This is a genomic window from Lysinibacillus alkalisoli (genome assembly GCF_014643595.1).
GTDB lineage: Bacteria > Bacillota > Bacilli > Bacillales_A > Planococcaceae > Metalysinibacillus > Metalysinibacillus alkalisoli.
Genome location: NZ_BMJT01000027.1, coordinates 1 through 1,435 on the forward strand (window position 1 = coordinate 1; position 1,435 = coordinate 1,435).

Annotated in this window: 3 protein-coding genes; all 3 read right to left on the minus strand. The window is 37.5% G+C overall.

What is annotated here, in order from left to right; all coding sequences use genetic code 11:
* Window positions 1-572, minus strand: a 572-nt coding sequence (locus tag IEW44_RS15960; RefSeq protein WP_229704284.1) for an IS66 family transposase, incomplete at its 3' end; no start/stop codon positions are given.
* A gap of 9 nt (window positions 573-581) precedes the next feature.
* Entirely contained in the window at window positions 582-935 is a 354-nt protein-coding gene (locus IEW44_RS15965) for an IS66 family transposase (RefSeq protein ID WP_229704285.1), read from the minus strand.
* Window positions 936-998: 63 nt separating this feature from the next.
* A complete protein-coding gene (tnpB, locus tag IEW44_RS15795) occupies window positions 999-1,352 on the minus strand; it encodes an IS66 family insertion sequence element accessory protein TnpB (RefSeq protein ID WP_188616018.1) in 354 nt (117 codons plus the stop codon).
* Window positions 1,353-1,435 lie beyond the last annotated feature (83 nt).

The window sequence follows — 1,435 nt, forward strand, 5'->3', positions numbered from 1 at the left end:
TCGCATATGATGATGCCTTTCAATCCTCTAATAAAATCTTCTAAAATTGCACGACCACGAGAAAGCGCACTTTTAAAGAGAACGATTACTGGCCCTTCGCTTTGAACACTACGAGATACCCAATTGTATGCGTTTGATTGAGCTGGCTTACCATCAGAACGTTTCAAAATTTGATTATAGGTTTCATCCATATGCAGCACGGATTTTGCTGTTAATAATTGCTTCATCAAGTCATAGAGTGGTTGAAGCCAATCTTCTGCTACACGAATTACCCAATTAGATAAATTTTTATCGTTTGTGAGGAGACCATGACGTTCCCACTCATTTACCTGACGATAAAGAGGCAAATACTGAATAAACTTATCGTAGATTAGCTTGGCTAAAACCGTAGGACCGGCTATACTTCTTTGGATTGCACCTTGTGGTGCTTTGCCACGCTTGATTTGTGCCTTCTTTGAGGTATATTTTTTACAGATTTTACACTCATAAATATGTTCAAAGTGTTGTACACGTTTCATTGTAGCTGGAATAAATTTTGCCTCTTCACGTACCAACATTGAACTGAATTCCATCATTTTCTCCTAACAACACTCACAAGTTAAATCGGTCGGATGATGGTGAATTTCTTCGATTTCAATATTCTCGCGAAACGAATCATTTCGTTTTTTATTTGTCTTTTTTCGAATAACCGTATAACTAACTGTATCGGTGCTTTGTTCCACTGTCTGCTCAGGTTCGTTAAAAGACGGGTCGTCTTCAAATAAGGAAACTTGCCCATCGGGTGCTTGGTACTTCGATTTTTCTGATTTAGAGCCATATAAGGCTTTTGTTAACTGACGTACTTGTTCAGTTAAAGCTTCTATTTGTCGATTAGATTGAGCCAATTGTTGCTCAAGTAATTGAATCAATTTTTCTGTTGTTACGTTATTTTCCAACATCTCCACCACTTTTCCGTACAGTATAAGTTATGGATGATTATACCATTAGGGAAAGAGAGATTAAAAGCTACATTTTAAAGATTTTGCAATCGCTTTTGGCTGCTGTAATGACAATCCTTCTAATAGCCAACGTAGTTCCTGCTGCGAAAGATTTCGCACCTCATTTTCATCTTTTGGCCATTGAAGTTTGCCATTATCTAATCTTTTATAAAGCATGGCGAAGCCATCTCCATCAAAATATAAACATTTATAGCGGTCCTTACTCCATCCGGAAAAAAGAAAAATTGAATCGCTGTAAGGATCTAATTCAAAAGAATCTTGAATCAGTGTTGCGAGACCATCTATCCCTTTGCGCATGTCAGTCTTGCCGCAAATAATATAGATGTTTTGCACACTCGTAAAATCATGTCTCATCGACTTTTCAGCTCCTTCATAATGGTTTGGATAATGCGCTCATCTACGCCATTGAAGAAGAAAATTTCAGTTTCAGCGGTTTT